Consider the following 22,521-nt stretch of genomic DNA (forward strand, 5'->3'; position numbering starts at 1 on the left):
GCCCCGTTCCTCGTCAGCGACTACGTTTATTTCAACCCCAGCCGCCTGGCCATCCGCCCGAGGTTGGCCCGGTCCAGCCCCAGCTCCCGGGCCGCACTGGCCCAGTTATGTTGATGGCGTTCAAGGCAGGCACTGATGAGCTGGCGCTGATAATTTTCGGTGGCCAGGCGCAAGTCACCCACGGCGTCCGGTACGGCCTCAGGCTTGGCCATTGCCGGGGCAACAGTGGTTGTGGGCAACTGCAGATCGGCCGCGGTCAATGTCAGGATCCGTGGCCGCGGATGGCAGCGGCCCAGGGCCTTGAGCGCGCTGCGACCAATCAGGTGCTCCAGTTCGCGCACGTTGCCCGGCCAGTCGTAATGCAGCAGGGCGGCCTGGGCGTCCGCGCTCAGACGCAAGCTGCCAAGACCCATACGTGAACGGTTCTGCTCCAGAAAAAAACCGCTTAACAGCAGCACATCACGGCCGCGCTCACGCAGGGCGGGGACCTTGAGCGGGTAAACGCTCAGGCGATGATAAAAGTCGGCGCGGTAACGGCCGGCACGCACTTCTTCTGCAAGATCACGGTTGGTGGCTGCGATCAGCCGCACATCAACCTGATGCTCCTGATCCGAGCCCAGGCGCTGCAACTGTCCGCTTTGCAGCACCCGCAGCAGCTTGGCCTGCACCGTCAGGGACAGCTCGCCCACCTCATCCAGAAACAGGGTGCCACCATTGGCCAGCTCGAACTTGCCCCGTCGATCATGGGTTGCGCCGGTAAAGGCACCACGCACATGGCCGAACAGCTCGCTCTCCACCAGGGTGTCGGGCAGGGCGGCGCAATTGAGGCTGATCAGCGGTTTTTCAGCCCGGGGCGAAGCGGCGTGAATCGCCTGGGCCACCAGCTCCTTGCCGACCCCGGTTTCACCGGTGATCAGCACGGTCAGATCGCTGCCGCCCACCAGAGCGATTTCTTCGAGCAGGTGTTTGTGGGCTTTGCTTTGCCCTATCAGTTCTTTATTCGGGGTGCCGTGGGCCTGTCGATAGAGCTCGGCTTTTTGCTGCTCGTCTTCAACCCGTAACGCCAGACGCTCGATACGCCGGGCCACGTTGACCGTGGCGGCGGCCAGGCTGGCAAAGGCTTGCAGGTCGTCCAGATCGATGGGTTCGAAGCGTTTGGGATCAAGTGCATCGAGGGTCAGCAACCCCCACGGCCGCTCTTCGACAAACAGCGGGCAGCCCATGCAGTCGTGCACTTCGAGGTGCTCGGCCAGTCCGTCGACCAGGCCGTCATAGGGGTCGGGCAGCTCGCAGTTGCCGGGAAAGCGCGTTGGCCCCGGACTGCTGAGCAGCGCTTCAAAGCGCGGGTGTTCACTGATTCGGAAACGTCGGCCCAGGGTGTCGAGACTCAAGCCGTCAACGGCCAGCGGCACCAGCCATTCGCCGTCCAGCCGCAACAGGGCCGCAGCGTCGCAGGGCAACACGGCGCGCAGCGCTTGCAGCAGGCGGCGAAAGCGTTCGCTGTCTGGCAGATCCCGGGACAGGTCGGCCACCAGCGGCAGCAGGGCAGTGAGTAGGGGTTTTGCAGTCATTTTGACCTCATCTAGTCGATATGACTCTAAATCAGGGTGAGTCAAAATGACAATAATGTTTTTATCTTATTGATTTTAAAGGTTTTTATACTTGGCACGAATACTGATAAGTAAAGGGTAATAGTCAAGTCTATGTACTCAGGAGTCACCCTATGCTTACTGCCCAGGACCGTGCCATCGTCAAATCCACCGTGCCATTGCTCGAAAGCGGCGGTGAGGCCTTGATCACCCACTTCTACCGCATGATGCTCGCGGAACATCCCGAAGTCCGCTCGATGTTCAATCAGGCCAACCAGGCCAGTGGTGACCAGCCGCGGGCGCTGGCCACCGGGGTTTTGATGTATGCACGGCACATCGATCAGCTAGACCAGCTGGGCGATCTGGTGGCCCGCATCATCAACAAGCATGTTGCTCTGCAAATCCTCCCCGAGCATTACCCGATCGTCGGCAGCTGCCTGCTGCGGGCCATCGAAGAAGTGCTGGGCAGCGACATTGCTACTGCCCAGGTTCTGGCGGCCTGGGGCGCAGCCTACAACCAGCTGGCCGATATCCTGATCGGCGCCGAGGCTGCAATTTACGACGAAAAGGCTGCTGCGCCCGGCGGCTGGAGAGGCGGGCGTGAGTTCAAGCTGGTGTCCCGGGTTGAAGAGAGCTCGGAAATCACCTCGTTCTACTTCCGTCCGGTGGATCAACAGGCGATTCTGGATTGCGCTCCCGGCCAGTACATAGGCCTCAAGCTGATCATCGATGGTGAGGAAGTGCGTCGCAACTACTCACTGTCGGCCCTGGCCCGGGTCGGACGCTATCGCATCAGCGTCAAACGCGAGGCCGGTGGTGTGGTCTCGAACTTCCTGCATGACCGGCTGCAAGTCGGTGACACCCTGGAACTGTTCCCGCCGGCAGGCGAGTTCACCCTGACCCACAGCGAAAAACCGTTGGTATTGATCAGTGGCGGCGTGGGTATTACCCCGACCCTGCCGATGCTGGAAGCCGCGCTGGCCACCCGGCGCCCGATCCACTTTATCCACTGCGCGCGCAATGCCGATGTGCATGCATTCCGTACCTGGGTCGACGAGCTGGCAGCGCAGCACCCGCAGTTGCAGCGCTTCTACTGTTACGCCGAGCAGCATGCTGCGGCGGATCATGTCGGCCTGTTGACCGAAGACGTGCTGGCCCAGTGGTTGCCTGCCGATCGCGACGTGGATGCCTACTTCCTGGGGCCTAAAGGTTTCATGGGCGCGGTCAAGCGTCAGCTCAAGGCCTTGGGCGTGCCCCAGAGCCAAAGCCGCTACGAGTTCTTTGGCCCGGCAGCTGACCTGCAATAACCCTGGAAACGCGAAAATCTGCGGGAGCGAGCATTTGCTCTTGAAACAGCTCGCTCCTGCAGGGTGGCAGGGCGGGCAGGGGCTTAACACTGGATTAATCTGCCTGCGCCACCGTCGCCGCTCCGTTCAGATACCTCCAGGCCGCAGGTCTGGGTGTAAACTGCGGGTTTTACACACTCAGGCTAAGGGAAGCGGGATGACGGAAGACATGATGCGATTGGGCCCGGAAAAGCGCTTTCTGGTCTTGTTGGGGCTGATCTGCCTGGCACTGATCGGCGGCGCGCTGTACATGCAAATCGTGCTCGGTGAGGCCCCTTGCCCACTGTGCATCCTGCAACGCTATGCGTTGCTGCTGATCGCGATCTTTGCCTTTATTGGCGCGGCGATGCCCACCCGGCGCAGCATGACGGTGTTTGAAGTGCTGGTGGTGCTCAGTGCCATTGGCGGAATCGTCGCTGCTGCACGCCACGTCTTTATCCTGGCCAACCCGGCGGTGAGCTGCGGGCTTGATGTGCTGCAACCGATCGTCGATGGCCTGCCCCTGGCGAGCATTTTCCCGCTGGGCTTTCAGGTCGACGGGTTCTGCTCCACGCCATACCCGCCGGTGCTGGGCCTGTCCCTGGCGCAATGGGCGCTGGTGGCCTTTGTGCTGACCGCGGTTCTGGTACCCCTGGGGATTTATCGCAATCGCAACAAGGCCGTTTGAATTAAACCTGCGCCGCCCCGTACTTCGGTCTTGAAGTGCGGGGCGTTTTTTGTCGCCGCTCAAATGTCAACAGCCTGTGATGAAGCCCCGCAAACAGGGGGTGCGACACTGCGACATATTGTCACGGATAAGTGGTCGCAGCCTGTGGCCGGAACTGATTCAGCGCTGAAAAAACCCTGCGCCGGGTACAACTGGCAACCGTCGATTTTCTGAGCGCGGGGGGGCTTGAAAAGGTCCCTTGGTGGCTCCATGAAAATCGCCTGTAGCCCTTTTTATTTGGGCGTTCAGGCGGGTTGGCAGTCATGGGGGCATGCGCTAAAAAGGGGCGCGTATCGACTGTGGCAATGACGTGCTACATGCCGCCGCAAAGGGGGTTTTCCGGCTCGCAGCGTAACAATAAGTAGGGATTGTTACCGTAGCCGAGAAGAATTATTTCTGGATGAGACATGGTTTATAGGGAGCTACCTAACTACAATCGCCCGCACTGAACGTCCAGCCTGCTCGTCCCTGAGCCCAAGCGGGAAGTTGAAGGGCGACTGGGCAGTTCATGACAGGCGTCCCATGCGACTCCCAGGTACTGGCAACCCTTCTAAGTTCCGCACCAAATGGAATTGGTCTGTAACAAGGCCATTGACCACGTATCGAATAAGAAACCACTGCTAACCCGGAATTTGCCTATCTGCCTGATGGTGATAGAGCAGGGCGACATGCAATTCCGGAAAAGAGCCAACCCTTGGCAGGGCGAAGTGTTGGCGAAAAAAACCAACTGCATTGTGCAAGCTGTTTTAGAGGTCGTGAGATGACTAAAAAAAGGTACCCCAGACTCCTTGGCTTATTGCCACTTTTCGGCACGTTGCTGCTGGGAGGTTGCAATTGGACATTGCTCAATCCGGTGGGGCAGGTCGGGATCGAAGAGAAAAATCTGATCATCACCGCAACACTGCTGATGCTTCTGGTCGTGGTTCCGGTCATTGCGATGACTTTTATCTTCGCCTGGAAATACCGTGCGTCGAACACCAAGGCGACCTACGCACCAAAATGGTCTCACTCCACCAAGATCGAAGTCGTGATCTGGACTGTACCTATCCTGATCATCATCGCCCTGGGCATCCTGACCTACAAGTCGACCCACGCGCTGGATCCATATCGTCCGCTCGAATCTGACGTCAAGCCGATTACCATCGAAGTGGTGGCAATGGACTGGAAGTGGCTGTTCATCTACCCGGAACAGGGTATCGCCACTGTCAACAAGATCGTGTTCCCGGCTAACACTCCGGTTAACTTCCGCGTCACTTCCGACACGGTCATGAACTCGTTCTTCATTCCAGGCCTGGGCGGTCAGATCTACGCCATGGCCGGTATGACCACCAAGCTGCACTTGATTGCCAACCACAACGCTGAGCTGGAGGGCATTTCTGCCAACTACAGCGGCGCTGGTTTCACGGGCATGAAATTCAAAGCGATCGCGACTTCTCAGGCTGACTTTGATGCCTGGGTAAGTGAAGTCAAAGCATCACCTAAACAGCTTGAACAAGCTGAATACGAAGCTCTGTCCAAGCCAAGTCAGAACAACCCCGTTGAGCTCTACTCCTCGTTCACCCCGAACCTGTTTCAGAAAATCGTCGACAAGTACGAAGGTATGAATCCAGGCAAGCCGGTGAAACACGAGAAGAAAGAAGTGGCCGGGACCGATGGGTTGGACACGAGTTCGAATTCAGCTGCCGGGGCAGAGGAGTAAACGATGTTTGGTAAATTAAGTTGGGAAGCGGTCCCGTTCCACGAGCCGATTGTCATGGTCACTATTGCCATGATCGCGCTCGGTGGTCTGGCACTGTTTGCAGCAATCACCTATTTCAAGAAGTGGACCTACCTGTGGACCGAATGGCTAACGTCAGTCGACCACAAGAAAATCGGCGTGATGTACATCATCGTCGCCATGATCATGCTTCTGCGCGGCTTTGCCGACGCCATCATGATGCGTACCCAGCTGGCCATGGCCACCGAGGGTTCGCCTGGCTACCTGCCGCCTGAACACTATGACCAGATCTTCACCGCTCACGGTGTGATCATGATCATCTTCATGGCGATGCCATTCTTCACCGGCCTGATGAACCTTGCAGTGCCGCTGCAGATCGGCGCGCGTGACGTGGCCTATCCGTTCCTTAACTCCCTGAGCTTCTGGCTGCTGGTGTCCGGCGTTGTGCTGGTCAACCTGTCGCTGGGCGTCGGCGAGTTCGCCAAAACCGGTTGGGTTGCCTATCCGCCACTGTCGGGCCTGCAGTACAGCCCTGGCGTGGGGATGGACTACTACATCTGGGCGCTACAGCTATCGGGGCTAGGTACGACGTTAACCGGGGTTAACTTCCTGGCGACCGTGCTGAAAATGCGTGCTCCTGGCATGAAGCTGATGGACATGCCGATCTTCACCTGGACCTGCACCTGGGCCAACGTCCTGATCGTGGCTTCGTTCCCGATCCTGACCGCTACCCTGGCACTGCTGACACTTGACCGTTACATGGATTTCCACATTTTCACCAGTGAACTTGGTGGCAATCCGATGATGTACGTCAACCTGTTCTGGGCGTGGGGTCACCCTGAGGTATACATCCTCATTCTGCCGGCATTCGGGATCTTCTCTGAAGTCATCTCGACCTTCACCGGCAAGCGTCTGTTCGGTCACCACTCGATGGTCTACGCCAGCGGCGCGATCTCGATCCTGGGCTTCATGGTCTGGCTGCACCACTTCTTCACCATGGGTTCGGGGGCCAGCGTCAACGCCTTCTTCGGCCTGGCGACGATGCTGATTTCGATCCCGACGGGGGTGAAGCTATTCAACTGGCTGTTCACCATCTATCAAGGTCGTCTGCGTTTCACCAGCCAGGTTCTGTGGACCCTGGGCTTCATGGTGACCTTCGCCATCGGCGGCATGACCGGCGTACTGCTGGCCATTCCGGGTGCTGACTTCGTACTGCACAACAGCCTGTTCGTAATTGCTCACTTCCATAACGTGATCATCGGCGGCGCAGTATTCGGCTACATCGCAGGCTTCAGCTTCTACTTCCCTAAAGCGTTCGGCTTCAAGTTGAACGAATCCTGGGGCAAGGCAGCATTCTGGTTCTGGATCTCGGGCTTCTTCGTCGCGTTCATGCCGCTCTATGCACTGGGCTTCATGGGCATGACCCGTCGTCTGAACGCCAGCACCAACCCTGAGTGGGTGCCTTACCTGTACGTGGCTCTGTTCGGCGCTGTACTGATCGCTATCGGTATCGCTTGCCAGCTGATCCAGCTGTACGTCAGCGTGCGTGACCGCAAGCTGCCACAGAACGCCTGCGAACACGGCGATCCATGGAATGGCCACACCCTGGAATGGTCGACTTCGTCGCCACCTCCTTTCTACAACTTTGCTGTCGTGCCACGCGTTGACACCATTGATGCGTTCACCGAAGCCAAGGAAAACGGCACTGCTTACCAGGCTCCGGCCAAGTACTCGCCGATCCACATGCCTAACAACACCGCTACCGGTGTGTACATGGGTGCTTTGCTGACCGTGTTCGGTTTCGCAATGATCTGGCACATCTGGTGGCTGGCCATCGTTGGTCTGGTTGGCACTGTCGTGGTCTTCGTTGCCCACGCTGCCCGTGACGACCAGGGCTATATGGTGCCGGTTGAGACCATCGAGCGTATCGAGGCCGAGCAGCACAAGCGTCTGGTAGCCGCCAAAGCAATCCCGGCTACCCGTGTTGAAACCAAGTTGGAACAGGCTTAAACCATGTCGAACTTAGCGACCACTGCTGGACACGCTCATGGTCACGACCATGAGCACGAGGAACACCACGACGCGGGCGAGACTACCGTATTCGGTTTCTGGCTCTACCTGATGACCGACTGCATTTTGTTCGCGTCGATCTTCGCGGTATATGCAGTTCTGGTTAACAACGTAGCGGGTGGCCCGTCGGGCCACGACATCTTCGAGCTGCCTTACGTACTGGGTGAAACCGCCCTGTTGCTGTTCAGCTCGATCACCTACGGCTTCGCCATGCTGGCGTTGTTCAAGGGCAAGAAACAGCAGGTATTGTTCTGGCTGGCCATGACGTTCCTGCTGGGCGCCGGCTTTATCGCCATGGAAATCAACGAATTCCATTTGTTGATCTCCGAAGGCTACGGCCCTAGCCGTTCAGGCTTCCTGTCCGGGTTCTTCACCCTGGTCGGTACCCACGGTCTGCACGTGACCAGCGGTCTGATCTGGATGGCGATCATGATGTATCAGGTGCAGAAAAATGGCCTGACGTCGACCAACAAGACCCGTCTGAGCTGCCTGAGCCTGTTCTGGCACTTCCTGGACGTGGTCTGGATCTGCGTATTCACCGTTGTTTACCTGATGGGGACTTTGTAATGGCTAACGCACATTCCGACGGCGCCAACCACGGCAGCGTGAAGTCCTACGCAATTGGCTTCATCCTGTCTGTAATCCTGACTGTCATTCCGTTCGGCCTGGTGATGTACCCAAGCCTGCCGAAAATGACCACCCTGGCGATCGTGCTGTTGTTCGCCGTGGTGCAAGTAGTTGTTCACCTGGTGTACTTCCTGCACCTGGACCGCTCGGCGGCACAACGCAACAACGTCACGGCGCTGGTATTTGCCGCGATGGTTATCGTTCTGCTGGTGGGCTTGTCCCTGTGGATCATGTTCAGTATCCACACCGAAATGATGGCGAAGTGAGGTAAAACCCGATGTCCTTCAAGCACTTTATCCAAATCACCAAACCGGGGATCATTTTCGGTAACGTGCTTTCTGTGGCAGGCGGGTTTTTCCTGGCCTCGAAGGGGCATTTCGATCTTGCCCTCTTCCTGGCCGCGGTAATCGGCACCTCCCTGGTGGTTGCGTCCGGTTGCGTGTTCAACAACTGCATCGACCGCGACATCGACATCAAGATGGACCGCACCAAGAACCGGGTACTGGTACAAGGTTTGATCTCCCTCAAGGTGGCATTGATCTACGCCACCTTGCTGGGGGTTGCCGGCCTGGTACTGCTGTATCGCGTGGCTAACCCGCTGGCGGCATTGTTCGCCGCGATCGGCTTCGTGATCTACGTCGGTCTGTACAGCCTGTACTTCAAGCGCAAGTCGGTTCACGGCACGCTCATAGGCAGTCTGTCGGGTGCAATGCCGCCGGTTATCGGCTACGTCGCAGTCAGCAATAACTTCGACATGGCCGCGCTGACCTTGCTGGTGATGTTCAGCCTGTGGCAGATGCCGCATTCCTACGCCATCGCGATCTTCCGCTTCAACGATTACCTGGCCGCATCGATTCCGGTGTTGCCAGTGAAGCGCGGGATCAAGGTTGCCAAGAAGCACATCCTGCTCTACATCCTCGCGTTCCTGATCGCGACCCTGATGCTCACCCTTGGCGGTTACGCCGGCATGAGCTACATGGCCGTGGCAGCTGCGATGGGCATGTACTGGCTGTACATGGCGTGGACCGGTTACAAGGCGGTCGACGACAAGGTCTGGGCACGCAAGCTGTTCGTGTTCTCGATCTTCACCATTACCGCCCTGAGCGTCATGATGTCCCTGGACTTCAAAGTGCCTGCTGAGTTGTTACTGACTTACGCGCACTGAGTTAGCCAGATCAAAAAAGCCCCGCCTTCGAAAGAAGAGCGGGGCTTTTTTTTGCCGCCGATTCCTGTGGCTCAGGGGTTTAACCGGGTTGCCGCATTATCGGCATAAGGCCGCAGCACGCTCAGCAGCAACCCGCTGGCCAGCAGGTAGCTGCTGGCACAGATCACCAGCGACCAGCGCAGCGCATCCACCCCCAGGGCGGGCGTCAGATGGTCGCTCAGCACCCCCACCGCCAAGGGTCCGAAACCTGCACCCAGGGCCATGATCCCGAAGTTATACAGGGCAATCATGGTCGCCCGGCGCTCAGGGGCGACCAACTGGGCGATGGCGGTGTAGCTCGGTGCCATCCACCACATGCCGAACACTGACATGCCGAACATGAAGACAGCGGCTTGCGGTACTTGCAGCGCCCCCAGCGACCAGGGATTGCCCGCCGGGTAAAGGGCAAACGCAATGGCCATCGGGCAGGCGATCAACGCCCCGACAATGGGCACACCCAGTTGCCAGCGGCTGTCATGCCGGGCCAGGCCTGCGCTCAGCCAACCGCTGGAAAGTGAACCGATAATGGCCCCCGGCCCGGCAGCGAGGCCCATGATGATCCCGGCGTCCTTGAGGCTCAGGCCGTGGCTGCGCACCAGAAAGGCAGTGCTCCAGATGCTGAAGGCGTAACTGGCAAAGGCCAGCAGGGCTCCGGCCATGGCAATCCGGACAAAGGTTGTGCACTGCCAGGCGGCTCGCATCACCTGCATCAGGCTTTCATGGGGTAAGTCGGGGCGTGACTGGCTGGCTTTTTCCCAGAGTCCGCGCAACGGCTCGGTCGCCGTAAAGCGCAGCAGCACGGCGGCAATGATCCCCGGAACGGCCATCCAGATAAACGCTTCGCGCCAGCCGTGGTAATACGCGATCCAGGCTCCCAGGCTCATGCCCAGCAGGGCGCCGATGGGAGCACCGAGCATGAACACGCTGATGGCCTTGGATCGCTGCTGCGGTGGATACAGATCCACGATCATCGACATCGACGCGGCACCGCTACCGGACTCGCCTACAGCGACACCGATGCGGGCCAGTGCCAGGCTCAGGAAGTTCCCGGAAAACCCGCAGAGCACGGCCATGACGCTCCAGAAAGCACAGCACCAGCCAATCAGATTGCGTCGGTTGCCACGGTCGGCGTAGCGTCCCAGGGGGATCGCAAACACACAGTAGATCAACGCAAAAGCCAGGCCGGTGAGCAGACCGATCTGGGTGTCGGAAACCTGAAACTCGGCCTTGACCGGTTCAATCACCACGCCCATGACCTGGCGATCAATCAGGCTGACAGCCGAAATCAGGAACAGCACAAACAAGGTGTAATGACGGCGAAATCCGCTGACCTGGGTGTTCATCATTTCAATCCTGTGCGGCAGTGTTGATGGTTGAGGGTGTTACAGCTGCGGGCGCCGAGCGGCCCAGGGGCTGGCCAGTTCGAGTTGCCCGGCCAGTTGCAGCAACAGGTCTTCGCGGCACAGGCCAGCGGTAAACATCATGCCCACGGGCAAGCCCTCAGGGCTGGTGCCCAGCGGCACCGACATCGAAGGCTGGCCACTGACATTGGCCAGCACGGTGTAGCCGATGCTGGCGACGACACCCTGAATATAATCCCCATAGTCCTGGTCCAGGCTGGCGAGCCCCAGCTCGGGGGTGACACTGCTGGTGACCGGGCTGAGCAACAGATCGTAGTCGTTGAATACATGCTCCATGCCACTGCCGATCAGTTCAAAGGCGCGTCGCGCACGGTACAGGCTTTCAGCGCTGAGGGCGGTGGCGTCCGTCAGTAAATGACGACTGATACGCTCCAGCTCATGGGGGTGAAAGCTGCGGCCCAGCACCGCTTCGCGATCACGTACGGCGGCCAGCAGGGTTGCCGCACCGACAGTCCCGTGGGCGCTGTATAGCTGTTGTGCATCAATCGGCAGCGTCAAAGGCGTAACCCGGTGTCCGAGGCTCAACAGCAATTCAACAGTACTGTGCAGAATCGAGCGGATATCGGGGGCCAGTTCAATGCCGGTCATGGCCTGATCAACCACGCCAATGCGCAACGAACCGGGGGCTCGCCCCACGGCTTCGCTGAAACTCCCGGTCTGCGGTGCCAGCCAGTACGGGCTGCCATATTCGTGACCGTGGCTGGCATCCAGCAACAGCGCCGAATCGCGCACGCTGCGTGACACCACATGCCCGCAACTGGCACCGAACCAGCCTTCAAAGGCCTGTGGCCCCTGGGGGTTGCGGTAGCGGGTGGGCTTGAGGCCAAACACCCCGCAATAGGACGCCGGGATGCGGATCGAACCGCCGCCGTCGGTGGCGTGGGCCACCGGCACTATGCCTGCCGCCACGGCCGCTGCCGCCCCTCCCGACGAGCCACCGGCACTGTGGGCCAGGTTCCACGGGTTACGGGTCTGGCCCCACAGCGACGACTCGGTGGTGGTGCTCAGGCCAAATTCGGGGCTGGCGGTTTTGCCGAAAATCAGCATGCCTGCGTCCTGATAGCGCTGGACGATGGTGCTGTCAAAGGTGGCAGGCGGCGCGTCTGCCAGTAGCCGCGAGCCATTGCTGGTCACGGTGCCCCGCAGGTGGGTGTTCAGATCCTTGAGCAGCATCGGCACCCCGGCCAGAAGCCCCGAGCGTTCTGTACCGGTGGCACGGCGTGCCTGCAGGATCGTCGCAGCATGGTCGTCATGGCGCATGTTCACGGCGTTGATCTGCGGGTTGACTGCATCGCAGCGGGCTTGCGCCCCATGGAGCAGTGCCTGGCCCGAGAGTTCGCCGCAGCGGACCGCTTCGGCCATGGCCGTGGCGTCCAGCGACAAGTAGTCAGCGGCGGATAATTGATTCACTTCAGTGCTCATGTTTTCTGGCCTCGCGAAAGGATTTCGCCCTGCAGGTGACGGGGCGAAATCAGGCTGCTATGGGCTGCGGTCCGGGTCTTAAAACAGGAAGTTCAGCGATTCCTGCCACAACAGGGCATCGGAATGAATCGGGGTAAATACCGGGTTTTTGGTGTAGGTCAGGCCGCTGATCAAGTACACCCCGGGGATCAGCCGGGCGGCATAGGAGGCGGTCACGGCCAGGGTATAGGGTGCGCTTTCCTGGCCGTAGGCCCGGGTGGCTTTGCGTAAATCGTCGCTGTAGTAACTTTTGGTCAGGCCCACGGCGGCCATGTCGGCGGGGCGGCTGGCGAACGGGCCGATGTTGAAGGCGCTGATCTGGAATGCCTTGTTGATAGCGTTGACCGAGTCGGGGGAGTAATCGATTTTGCTGTCCAGGTACCAGCCCCGTGCATCGCCGTAGGGCTTGCTGACCTGCACCGTTTCGGCCAGATACACCCCGTAGTTGTTGTCCGACTTCCTGGTGCTCAAAAACTCGGTGTACTCACTGCTGTTGTACATCGCTCCGGCCCGCAGCCACATGCCGTTGGTGGTCGGGGAGGCGGCCTGTTTGTAGCCGGCCTCGTTGATGAACAGGGCGCGGGCATCCTGCACACTCAGGCGAAAGCCGCTGGGGTTGAGATCGATGTCTTTTTGAATGCCTTCGGGGCTGACGCTGCGGGTCACGGCGGTACTGTTGTAAAAGTGCAGCGACGGGTCGCGGACGATGACGTTGAAGGTGGGCGTCGGCTCGGTGGCGGACATTCCGACCTGGAACGGCACCACACTGCTGGGCCCCAGAGCGGCGGTGGACGCACTGCCACCCAGGGCCATGCCGTAGAACAACCGCACACCGGGGATAAAGCCGTATTCCAGCTCCAGCTGGTGGTCGAAAAAGGACTGGTTGATGGCAAACACCGACATGGTTTTGACCCGCGGGTTGGCCGGGGTGTAAGTCGAGTCCACCCAGTTGCCCGACAGCGTCAGCTGGGCATCGTTGGCAAAACCGATGCGGGTCAGGTCGTAGGTCAGGTACAGATTGACCGAGGTGTTGTAGCTGGGGTTCTGGCCGTTGTAAACCTGGGGTTTTCCATTGTGGCCCAGCACGTCATAGGTGTAGCCGTTGTACGAGGTGGCGGTGAAGCCGATGCCGTGCTCGGCCAGTTCCTTGCGCAGCCCCCACAGTTCGGGGTTGATGCGTGCACAAACCGGTACGTTCTTGAATGACAGTTCGGCGCGGGTCAGGGTTTTTTCGTATTGCGCGCACGCTGGCGCTGCTGGAGTGTCAGCGGCCAGCGCGTGATGAGCAAAGGCTGTCGCGGCAACGCAGACGGCTAACGAAGACTTGGAGCACATAGTGTGAGGTTCCCATCCTTAAAATGTTTTCAGGACGACGCCAGGTGTGTGGTGGTCAGCATTAGTACTGCATTTTCACAACCAGCGGATGGGGCCAACAGTGAGTATCGATGAGACCAGCAGCCAAGGCAAAATCTGTAGTCGCTGACCAGGCACGAGCCTGCGATAAGGGCCGCAGGCCCGGCAAAATTTCAGGGTCGCTGCGTAACCCGTCGCAGCCTTGTGCCTCGTCAGCGATCAGCGCTGTGGAAAGTGTTGTTGTGGTGCAAGTCCCTCAGGAGCGCACAACCCCGGGGCGCCGGGCGTGGCTGTTGATGACCTGGCCCAATAGCTGGATCCCGGGCGCAATCAACTCCTGGGCAATGGAGCCAAATCCCAGGCGAATGCTCGGCCGGGTCAGGGTGTCGGGATCAAGGCAGAACGCATTGCCCGGATCAAACAGCACGCCTTTGGCCACGCCTGCGTAGTACAGGCTCAGCAGGTCATGCCGGCCCGCCAGTTTCAGCCACAGGGTAGCGCCGCCACTGGGCATGGCGAACTCGGCGTCGGGCAATGCTTCACGCAGTGCCCGGGTTACCGCGAGGGCGCGCAGCTGCAGGTTCTCCCGGGCCTGCTGCAACAGGCGGTCGTAGTGGCCTTGCTGAATAAACAGCGCTGCGGTGATCTGATTGTTGCCGGGGATTTGCCGAATCATCAGGCGTTGCAACTGACGCAACTGCTCGATGACGGGGGCGGGTGCCACGATGTAGCCGATGCCCAGCCCCGGTGACAGCAGTTTGGACAAACTGCTGAGATAGATCACCCGCTGCGCCGGGTCGATGGCCTTGAGGGCCGGCAAGGCGTGGCCGTCATATTCGGTTTCGGGGTCGTCATCGTCCTCGAACAGCACCTGGTCATGCCGTTGCGCATGTTCGAGCAGGGCCAGCCGCCGGGCCTGGCTCATGGTCACCCCGGTGGGGCACTGGTAGGCCGGCGTGCAGTACAGGTAGTCGCACTGTGCCAGGGCCGGGGAAATTTGCAGCCCCTGCTCGTCGACGGGCAAGGGCAGCACCTGGGCGCCATCGTGGGCAAAGGCATTGCGCGGATCGCGATAGCCGGGTTCTTCAACCCCGATGACGCTGCCCGGTCGGGCAAATAATCGCGCCAGCAAGTAAAAGCTCTGCTGACGGCCCAGGGTCAGCAGCACTTGATCGTGGGTCGCAGCGATTCCGCGGCGGGGCAACACGCGGCGAATCAACTGGTCGATCAACTGGCTTTCACCAACGTTCTCGCCTTCTTGCCACCAGCGATCCACCGCTTTGACCTCCAGGGCCTGACGGCTGCACTGGCGCCACTGCGAGAGCGGAAACTGCTTGGGATCGAACTGGCCGTAGATGAAGGGGTAGCGCACTTCGCGCCAGATCGGCGGGCGATCGGCCCACACTATTTCAGGCCCGGCGCGGTGCATGCGGGCAGACCAGTCCGGCGGCTGCGCTGTCGGGGCGGGCGAGGCCCGGGCCTGTTGCGTCGGGGTAATGGCCCCACAAACAAAGAACCCGTCGCGGGGGCGTGAATCCACATACCCCTCGGCCACCAGTCGCTCATACACCAGCACCGCGGTGTTGCGCGAAACCCCGGTCAGCAGCGCCAGATCCCGACTCGACGGCAGGCGTGTACCGGCGGGCAAACGTCCCTCCAGCATGGCTGTGACAAAGGCGGTGCACAGTTGAACCTGCAGCGGTTCATCATGCTTGCGCACTTTGGGCAGCAGCTGGCGCCACATCAAATCATGCTGGCTGGAGCGCATGGGTAACCCTGGATCATTCGGCGGAACGCCACCCTAACCCAAGACTCTTTTGCAGCGCTATGGAGTCTTTGATCAGTTTGCACCCGGGCCTGCTCTGCGCGGTACCGGGTACGGTTTTCAGCGGCTTGCGCGAGTGATGCCGTTGAGTTGGTCGGTCAGCCGGCTGATGTACGGTCATGGTGGCCTGAATTGTTAGCCGTTGAATAATTACTGCGATCGGTAAAGTTATTTCTATCGATATAAATTGAGGCACACTCGCCTCCTCATCGATCAAGGAGAAACCCATGAGCACCATTCACCGGCGCCGATCAGCCAGCGAAGGCGGTTACCCCTGTGGGGATGAAACCAGTGCGCGGATTATCGAAGCAGCGTTGAAGCTGTTCGGCGAGCAGGGTTACGAGGGTGCATCGACACGGGAAATTGCCGAGTTGGCAGGGGCCAATGCGCCTGCGCTCAATTACTATTTCAAAAGCAAGGAAGGGGTCTATAACGCCTGCATCGAACATATGGTCGAGCACATCTGGGACTTCCTGGCGCCGACCATCGAAGAGGCGCAGGCGCAACTGGGTGGCCGGCCCGACACTGAGCAGCTGATTGAAACCTTCTGCTCGATCCAGAGCAGAATTGCCGAGTTCATGCTGGTTTCCAACCGCACCAGCAGCTGGCGCAAATTTTATGCGCGCGAGCAGTCCGGGTTGGGGCCGAATGCAGGTGAAGAGGTGATCAACCAGCGCATTGGCCAGCGCATTATCGGTGTGACCAGTGGCATCATCTCGCGGTTGATGGGGCCGCAGGCGAGTCAGGAGGAGTGCATCCTGCGCTCCATGACCCTGACCGGGCAGTTGCTGCCATTCCACCTGACCCGTGCCAGCTCGCTCAGGGCGCTGGACTGGGATGTGCTGACGCCGAAGCGCTACGCCCTGTTGATGAAGATAGTGCACGAGCAGACCGTGGCCCTGTTGCGCGGCCTGGCCCGATAAAACCGCTGCAAACAAACGGGTATGCCCGCGCCGTCCTCTGCAGGAGCGAGCTTTTATCGAACCGATATTGATTGGCAAAAGAATGCAGTCTTCTTGAGAAGCTCGCTTCAGCAGGGTTACAGGAATGATGTTGCACTTACCCCCGGCCTTTCCACGGCACCAGTCTGCGCTCTAGCCAGCGCATCCCCAGGTCGAACAGCAGCGCCAGTACGCCGATCATCAGGATGCCCATGATCACCACGTCGGTGGCCATGAACTTGGACGCTGTGAGTACCATGAACCCCAGCCCTGCGGTGGCTGCGACCATTTCCGCCGCCACCAGGGTGGTCCAGCCAAAACCTATGGCGATGCGCATTCCGGTGAGTATTTCGGGCAACGCGGCGGGCAGGATCACGTACTTGAGCACCTGCCCCCGGCTGGCGCCCATCGAGTACGCCGCATGGATTTGCTCGATGGCCACCGACTTGACGCCGGCCCGGGCACTCAGCGCCAACGGGGCGAACATTGCGAGGTATATCAACAGCACTTTCGAGCCTTCGCCGATGCCCATCCAGATCACCACCAGCGGCAGGTAGGCCAGCGGCGGCAAGGGTCGATAAAACTCCACCAGCGGGTCGAACACCCCGCGGGCGACCCGATTGACGCCCATCAAAATACCCACCGGAATCGCCGTCAACGCGGCCAGTGCAAAGGCGCCAAATACCCGCAAGGCACTCCAGCCTATGTGGGTCAGCAGGCTGGCATCGGCAAAACCGTCGCGACTGACATCCACGATTTGCGCCCATACCGCTTGCGGTGAGGGCAGAAACAACGGCTTGATCCAGCCGTTACGGGTGGCCAAGAACCACAGGGCGACTATCACGCAGACGGTGCCGAAGCTGAGCAGCAGACTTGAGCCGTTACCCGGGGCACCGTATTGCTCGCCCGGTCTGGCGGGAGCTGCGCGGCGCAGTTCGTTCAGGGTGCGCAGTACGGCATTGCGTTGTTTTTCATCTAGCAGGCTCATTACGCCGCCTCCTCATCACCGTGGATGATGCTCAGGATCTGCTCGCGCAGGGCAATAAAGTCAGGGCTGGATTTCACCGCGCGGGCATCCCGGCATTCGAGAAAACGCTGGCCGAAATCCACCGCGAATTCATGGGTGATACGCCCCGGACGCGGTGACATGATGATCAGGCGGGTGGCCATGAACAGCGCTTCTTCCACATCGTGGGTGATGAAAAACATCATCTTTTGCGTGCGCTGCCAGATCTCCAGAATCAGCTCCTGCAAGCGTTCCCGGGTCAGGGCATCCAGCGCCCCCAGGGGCTCGTCCAGCAACAGCATTTTCGGATCGTTGGTCAGGGCCCGGGCGATCCCGACCCTTTGCTGCATGCCGCCCGACAGTTGATACGTGGCGTGGTCGCGAAACTCCGCGAGCCCGGTCAATTGCAAAAAATGCATGGCCCGCTCATAGCGCTCGGCGCGGGCAATACCGCGCAACTTGAGGCCGAAGGCGACGTTGTCGATCACATTCAGCCACGGCAACAGCGCGTGCTTCTGGAACACCACGCCGCGCTCGGCACCGGGGCCGGTGACTTGATCGCGCAACTCGGCGCCATGGATCCGTGCCGGCACCAGGCCCTGATAATCGCCCAAAGTAATCACGCCGCTGCTGGGTTGAATAAACCCGGCCATCAAATTCAGCAGCGTGGTCTTACCGCAACCCGAGGCGCCCAGGGCGACCACAAAATCTCCGGCGGCGATGTCCAGGTTGACCCCGGACAAGGCACGCACCGGCTGACCCTTTTGCTGTCCCGGATAGAGCACCGAAACATCATGGATTTTAAGGCTGAGGCTCATGGTGGATTCCTCTTTTGTTCGCTGAGTCATGTGGGAGCCGGCAAGCGCGCTCCCACAATCGGGTGACTGGTTTATTTGATGTTTTGCACAAATGCCGGGTTGATCGCCACGCTGTAGTCGGGCAACAGCGCCGGGATCTTCTTTTGCGCCTTGAGGAAGTCCGCGGTGGCTCCCAGGGCCTTGGCGGCCCCGCCGCCCAGCCACGCGGTACCTGCCTGTTCGCTGGCCAGCGGGAACCGGTACAGCGCCAGTACCAGCGGCACTTCTTCAGGTTTGGCACCGGATTGTCTGGCCACGTTGATCACCTGCGGCGAATCGGCGGTCCAGGTTTTTGGCGCGTTGACGTAACTGGCGGTACTGTCTTGCAACACCTGGGTAAAGGCCTGCATGCCCGGGCCGTTTTCGGCAGCGAATTTTTTGTCCACCACCAGCCCGTCAAACGTGGCCTTGCCCCAGTGGGTCAACTGGCCGGACGTCAGCAGTACATGACCGCTCTGTTTGAGGCGGCCCAGTGCCGGGTCCCAGATAAACGCCGCATCGATATCCCCACGTTCCCACGCGGCCGGAATGTCCGAGGGTTGCAGGTTGATGACCTTGACCTTGCCGGTCAGGCCGAACTGCTCAAGGGCAAACAAGGCGTGAAAGTGGGTGGTCGAGACGAACGGCACCGCCAGGGTTTTGCCCGCCAGATCCTGGGGCGCGACGATGCCGCTGCCATTGCGCACCACCAGCGCCTCGGCGTCGGCGATGTTGTCGAGAATCCAGAACAGTTGCGCGTCCACGCCGCGACTCAGCGCCGCGGCAATCGGGCTGCTGCCGGCCACCCCGATCTGCACATCGCCCGAGGCCATGGCCAGCATCACGTCGCCGCCGCTGTCGAAGTTGCGCCACTTGATGTCCCAGCCGGTGGCCTTTTCGAAAGCTTGCCGGGCGATGGCGTCCTTCCATGGCGCAAACATGCTTTGCACGCCGATGGTGACGGTTTGCGCCTGGGCATTGACCGCCAGACCCAGGGTCAGGGCGGTGAGCGGCAGCAACACCGCGCGACGAATCCATTTATTCAGGGGCTTGAGCATGGTGAGGCTCCGGGAAGGGGAAGGCGTTGTTTGAGTCAGCCCGATCTTAGGCGGCGGCCCGAAGCTTGCTTTAGATCCAGTTGCTGCAACCTGTGGTGCCAGAGGTCGTTGCAGGCCTTGCGGGGCAAGGGCTGTAGCGTATCGGGTGCGTCATAAGGGTGCGCCGGGGCAGGAGCTTGAGCCATGTTGGAGCGTTATTTCCGGCCCTTTGAAACCGGGCGCGGGTTACAGGAGCAACTGCGTGAGAGTCTGGTCAGCGCGATTCTGGACGGCGCCATGCCCCCCAGTGAGCCGATGCCGTCGTCGCGCAAACTGTGTGAACTGCTCAAGGTGTCGCGCAACACCGTGGTGCTGGTCTACGAACAGTTGGTACAGGACGGTTACCTGATCCCCTCGGATCGGCGCGGCTACTTCATTAACGAGAAGTACCTGCGTCAGCAACTCAACCTCAGCCTCAAGCCGGCCACCCGCAAGATTTTCGAGCGCCCCGATCACGCGCCGGACTGGGAGGCCCGCCTGCAAAGCAGCTCGTCGCGTTTGCGGGCCATTGTCAAACCGCGCAACTGGCGCGAGTACCGTTACCCGTTTATTTATGGCCAGGTCGAGGCCGACGAACAAACGGCTGCCCGCTGGCGTGACTGTTCGCGTATCGCCAGCACCGGCGCGCATATGCGCAGCTGGGTCGATGATCAGGTGATGCTCGACGATCCATTGCTGGTGGAACAAATCATCCAGCGGGTACTGCCCAGGCGCGGCATCAGCGTCTCGGCGCAAGAAATACTGGTGACCATCGGTACCCAGAATTCGCTGTACATGCTGGGACAACTGCTTGGCCGCCCGGGGTTGGTGATGGGGCTGGAAGAGCCGGGCTATGTCGATGCACGCAATATTTTCGGCCTTAGCGGCTGTGAACTGAAACCGCTTTGCATTGACCGTCAGGGATTGGTGGTCGATGCACAGCTGGACGGCTGCGAGATGCTGTTCTGTACCCCCAGCCATCAATCGCCCACCGGGGTGACCATGCCGCTGTATCGGCGCCTGGAACTGATGGCCAGCGCCCGGGAGCGGGACTTTTTGATCATCGAAGACGACTACGAAAGCGAGCAGAATTTTTTGGGCAGTAACCATCCGGCGCTCAAGAGTTTTGATGACAGTGGCCGGGTGATCTATCTGGGCAGCCTCACCAAAAGCCTGTTGCCGGGGCTACGTTTGGGGTTTATTGCGGCCGATGCGGAGTTGATCCATGAGTTGCGTGCGCTGCGCCGTTACATCTACCGGCATCCGCCGTCGAATAACCAGCGTGCGCTGGCGCTGTTCCTGTCCATGGGCCATTACGATGCCCATGGGCGGCGCTTGCGTGACCGGCTGGCGCGTAAATGGCGGGTAATCAGCCGGGCGATGGCCGAACACCTGCCCGAGTTCAATGCCACCGGCATGGCGGGCGGGTCATCGTTGTGGGTTCGTTGCCCGCCGGGTGTCGATGCCTGGGTCCTGCAACGGCTGGCGGCCAGGCGCGGGGTATTGATCGAGCCGGGGGATATCCACTACCTGAGCGAACAGCGCCCGCGCAATTGTTTCCGGCTGGGGTTTGGCGCTATTGCCCAAGAGCTGATCGAACCCGGGATTACCGCCCTGGGCGCGGCATGGCGGGAGATGAGCAGGAGCGAGCTTGCCTCGCGATGACGGCGGCGCGGTTTTGCAGAGGCAACGAGGTGATTGCATCGCGAGCTCTTCGTTGCTGGTCTGAAAGGCTCGCGAGGCAAGCTCGCTCCTACAGGAGGGGGTTACAACTGCTCGCGGCCCAGCGTGTCTTTGAGCACCGCGAACATCGCATCGGGGGGTGGTTTTGACATGCAGGCAGGCGTCATACAGCGCGCCCTGACTGTAGGAGCGAGCTTGCCTCGCGAGCTCTTCGTTGCCGGTCTGAAAGGCTCGCGAGCAAGTTCGCTCCTACAGGGTGGGGGGTTACAACTGCTCGCGGCCGAGGGTGTCTTTGAGCACCGCGAACATCGCATCCAGATCCACCCGCGAAGTTACCAGCGCCGGGGCGAAGATGATGGCATCACCGGTGGTTTTGACGTGCAGGCCGGCGTCATACAGCGCACGCTGGACCCGCGCGCCCTTGGCCCCTGGGGCTTCGCCAGGGGTCAGCTGAATCCCGCTGAGCAACCCGTAACCACGCAAATCGCTGACCTGGGGCAAGCCGCGCAAAGCGCTCAATGACTCCAGGAAATAAGGCGTCAGCTGCGCGCCTTTATTGAACAAGTCCTCATCACGGTAAATATCCAGCGCCGCCAATGCCGCCGCACAGGCCACCGGGTGCCCAGAGTAGGTATAACCGTGAAACAGCTCCGGCCCGGCGCCTTTGCTGGCGTTGATCACGGTGTCGTAGACCTGCTCGTCGACCGCCACTGCGCCCATCGGAATCGCGCCGTTGGTCAAGGCCTTGGCCATGGTGATGAGGTCGGGCCTGACCTCGAAACTCTGCGCCGCAAACCCTTGCCCGGTACGGCCGAAGCCGGTGATGACTTCATCGAATACCAGCAGGATTGCGTGCTTGTCGCAAATCTCGCGCAGGCGCTTGAGGTAGCCGGCAGGCGGCACATACACGCCGATGGAACCGGCAATCGGCTCAACGAAACACGCGGCTATGCTGTCGCCGCCATGCATGGCGATGATCCGTTCCAGATCGTCTGCCAGGTCTGCACCATGCTGCGGCTCGCCCAATTGATAGCGCTGATTTTCTTGCCAGGTATGACGCATATGACTGACGTGGGGCAGCCCGCCCGCCGCGAATGCCTGACGGTTGCGCATCATCCCGGACAGCGCCACGCCACCGAAATTTACCCCGTGATATGCCCATTCGCGGGACACAAATCGCGTGCGCTGGGCCTCGCCGCGAGCACGGTGATACGCCAGGGCGATTTTCATCGCGCTGTCCACCGACTCGGAGCCGGAGTTGGTGAAAAACACTTTGTTCAGGCCTTCAGGCAGCAGTTCGCTCAAGCGTTCGGCCAGTTCAAAGGACAACGGCGAAGCGCGCTGAAAATGCGGGGTGAAGTCCAGGGTCAGCAACTGTTTGCAAACGGCTTCGGCGATCTCGCTGCGGCCATGGCCGGCGGCACTGCAGAACAGCCCCGAGCTGCCATCGAGCAACGCGCGACCTTCGCTATTCCAGTAGTGCACACCCTCGGCGCGGACAAACAATTGCGGGGCCCGCTGGAACTCGCGGTTATCGGTAAAAGGCAGCCATTGGTGATTCAGATTCATCGTCATGCGTATCACTCCTGAGGGGCAGTCCGGGTGTTCCAGTTGCTCGCAGACTAGGCACCGCAACAGCCGGTGACTTAGATCCAGACGG

18 protein-coding genes are annotated in these 22,521 nt (G+C 60.2%); 9 read left to right on the top strand and 9 right to left on the bottom strand.

The window, feature by feature from the left end; genetic code table 11:
- Positions 1–26 precede the first annotated feature (26 nt).
- Positions 27–1,571 carry a nitric oxide reductase transcriptional regulator NorR gene (norR, locus tag FEZ21_RS07645; RefSeq protein ID WP_010655586.1) on the bottom strand — a complete coding sequence of 515 codons (1,545 nt, stop codon included), beginning with the start codon at positions 1,569–1,571 and terminating at the stop codon, positions 27–29.
- 152 nt (positions 1,572–1,723) lie between these two features.
- Between norR and hmpA the strand changes: the two genes are divergently transcribed.
- The 7 genes from hmpA to cyoE all read left to right on the top strand — a co-directional run bounded on the left by hmpA (position 1,724) and on the right by cyoE (position 9,220).
- On the top strand, positions 1,724–2,896 hold the full coding sequence (gene hmpA / locus FEZ21_RS07650; RefSeq protein WP_003443551.1) for an NO-inducible flavohemoprotein: 1,173 nt from the start codon (positions 1,724–1,726) through the stop codon (positions 2,894–2,896).
- 196 nt (positions 2,897–3,092) lie between these two features.
- Entirely contained in the window at positions 3,093–3,602 is a 510-nt protein-coding gene (locus FEZ21_RS07655; RefSeq protein WP_003443547.1) for a disulfide bond formation protein B, read from the top strand.
- Between the two features lie 799 nt (positions 3,603–4,401).
- Entirely contained in the window at positions 4,402–5,340 is a 939-nt protein-coding gene (gene cyoA / locus FEZ21_RS07665) for a ubiquinol oxidase subunit II (RefSeq protein ID WP_003443541.1), read from the top strand.
- A 3-nt stretch (positions 5,341–5,343) separates the two neighbouring features.
- Complete coding sequence (gene cyoB, locus FEZ21_RS07670) at positions 5,344–7,368, top strand: cytochrome o ubiquinol oxidase subunit I (protein ID WP_003443538.1); 2,025 nt, start codon at positions 5,344–5,346, stop codon at positions 7,366–7,368.
- A gap of 3 nt (positions 7,369–7,371) precedes the next feature.
- Entirely contained in the window at positions 7,372–7,995 is a 624-nt protein-coding gene (locus tag FEZ21_RS07675; RefSeq protein WP_003443536.1) for a cytochrome o ubiquinol oxidase subunit III, read from the top strand.
- Positions 7,995–8,321: a cytochrome o ubiquinol oxidase subunit IV gene (gene cyoD / locus FEZ21_RS07680; protein ID WP_003443534.1), complete on the top strand. Its 327-nt coding sequence runs from the start codon at positions 7,995–7,997 to the stop codon at positions 8,319–8,321. Before FEZ21_RS07675 ends, cyoD begins: the two co-directional genes overlap by 1 nt.
- Before the next feature lie 11 nt (positions 8,322–8,332).
- The gene (gene cyoE / locus FEZ21_RS07685) at positions 8,333–9,220 is read left to right on the top strand and encodes a heme o synthase (RefSeq protein ID WP_003443531.1); all 888 of its coding nucleotides are present in this window, start codon (positions 8,333–8,335) and stop codon (positions 9,218–9,220) included.
- 71 nt (positions 9,221–9,291) lie between these two features.
- Here cyoE and FEZ21_RS07690 read toward each other — a convergent pair whose 3' ends face one another.
- The 4 genes from FEZ21_RS07690 to FEZ21_RS07705 all read right to left on the bottom strand — a co-directional run bounded on the left by FEZ21_RS07690 (position 9,292) and on the right by FEZ21_RS07705 (position 15,262).
- Positions 9,292–10,605, bottom strand: coding sequence for an MFS transporter (locus FEZ21_RS07690; RefSeq protein ID WP_238839892.1), 1,314 nt, complete (start codon positions 10,603–10,605; stop codon positions 9,292–9,294).
- 36 nt (positions 10,606–10,641) lie between these two features.
- Positions 10,642–12,102, bottom strand: coding sequence for an amidase (locus FEZ21_RS07695; protein WP_160626793.1), 1,461 nt, complete (start codon positions 12,100–12,102; stop codon positions 10,642–10,644).
- Positions 12,103–12,180: 78 nt separating this feature from the next.
- The gene (locus FEZ21_RS07700; protein WP_010655588.1) at positions 12,181–13,476 is read right to left on the bottom strand and encodes a carbohydrate porin; all 1,296 of its coding nucleotides are present in this window, start codon (positions 13,474–13,476) and stop codon (positions 12,181–12,183) included.
- Positions 13,477–13,750: 274 nt separating this feature from the next.
- On the bottom strand, positions 13,751–15,262 hold the full coding sequence (locus tag FEZ21_RS07705; protein WP_010655589.1) for a PLP-dependent aminotransferase family protein: 1,512 nt from the start codon (positions 15,260–15,262) through the stop codon (positions 13,751–13,753).
- 284 nt (positions 15,263–15,546) lie between these two features.
- On the opposite strand from FEZ21_RS07705, the gene FEZ21_RS07710 reads away from it, so the two are divergent.
- On the top strand, positions 15,547–16,242 hold the full coding sequence (locus FEZ21_RS07710; RefSeq protein ID WP_003443517.1) for a CerR family C-terminal domain-containing protein: 696 nt from the start codon (positions 15,547–15,549) through the stop codon (positions 16,240–16,242).
- A 136-nt stretch (positions 16,243–16,378) separates the two neighbouring features.
- Here FEZ21_RS07710 and FEZ21_RS07715 read toward each other — a convergent pair whose 3' ends face one another.
- The 3 genes from FEZ21_RS07715 to tauA all read right to left on the bottom strand — a co-directional run bounded on the left by FEZ21_RS07715 (position 16,379) and on the right by tauA (position 19,160).
- Positions 16,379–17,248, bottom strand: coding sequence for an ABC transporter permease subunit (locus FEZ21_RS07715; RefSeq protein WP_003443516.1), 870 nt, complete (start codon positions 17,246–17,248; stop codon positions 16,379–16,381).
- On the bottom strand, positions 17,248–18,084 hold the full coding sequence (locus FEZ21_RS07720; RefSeq protein WP_160626795.1) for a taurine ABC transporter ATP-binding protein: 837 nt from the start codon (positions 18,082–18,084) through the stop codon (positions 17,248–17,250). The genes FEZ21_RS07715 and FEZ21_RS07720 overlap by 1 nt, the downstream gene beginning before the upstream one ends.
- 71 nt (positions 18,085–18,155) lie before the next feature.
- On the bottom strand, positions 18,156–19,160 hold the full coding sequence (gene tauA / locus FEZ21_RS07725) for a taurine ABC transporter substrate-binding protein (RefSeq protein WP_160626797.1): 1,005 nt from the start codon (positions 19,158–19,160) through the stop codon (positions 18,156–18,158).
- Positions 19,161–19,343: 183 nt separating this feature from the next.
- On the opposite strand from tauA, the gene FEZ21_RS07730 reads away from it, so the two are divergent.
- A complete protein-coding gene (locus FEZ21_RS07730; RefSeq protein WP_160626799.1) occupies positions 19,344–20,843 on the top strand; it encodes a PLP-dependent aminotransferase family protein in 1,500 nt (499 codons plus the stop codon).
- A 282-nt stretch (positions 20,844–21,125) separates the two neighbouring features.
- On the opposite strand, the gene FEZ21_RS07735 is transcribed toward FEZ21_RS07730, so the two are convergent.
- On the bottom strand, positions 21,126–22,436 hold the full coding sequence (locus tag FEZ21_RS07735) for an aminotransferase class III-fold pyridoxal phosphate-dependent enzyme (protein ID WP_003443488.1): 1,311 nt from the start codon (positions 22,434–22,436) through the stop codon (positions 21,126–21,128).
- Positions 22,437–22,521 lie beyond the last annotated feature (85 nt).

Origin of the sequence: Pseudomonas sp. 9.1(2019) (assembly GCF_009910445.1) — a bacterium.
Classification (GTDB): domain Bacteria; phylum Pseudomonadota; class Gammaproteobacteria; order Pseudomonadales; family Pseudomonadaceae; genus Aquipseudomonas; species Aquipseudomonas paraversuta.